Raw genomic sequence first — 267 nt, 5'->3', positions numbered from 1 at the left:
TGGCATATTTTTTACTTTTGAAAACTCTTTATAGATACGAATATCTATAAGAATTTTAATATCAGCTTTCCAAATTTTTAAAGAGCAAGAGAATAAACTTCTCAAAATTAAACACACTCTATTCTCAAGCAGTTTATTACCTGATTAAGAATGTTTATTTTTAAGGAGTAAAAGTGGTGGAGCTAAGCAGGATCGAACTGCTGACCTCCTGCGTGCAAGGCAGGCGCTCTCCCAGCTGAGCTATAGCCCCACATATGCTGGTACTTA

The 267-nt window shown here is 36.0% G+C and carries 1 tRNA gene; it reads right to left on the bottom strand.

From position 1 onward, the window contains the following. Positions 1 to 174 precede the first annotated feature (174 nt). Positions 175 to 250 (bottom strand) — tRNA-Ala (locus tag AUR67_RS07110). Positions 251 to 267: the final 17 nt, after the last annotated feature.

Origin of the sequence: Pseudoalteromonas sp. XI10 (assembly GCF_001469895.1) — a bacterium.
Taxonomy (GTDB): domain Bacteria; phylum Pseudomonadota; class Gammaproteobacteria; order Enterobacterales; family Alteromonadaceae; genus Pseudoalteromonas.
The sequence above is the reverse complement of the archived record's forward strand: the minus strand, read 5'-3'. Positions and strand labels throughout refer to the sequence as shown.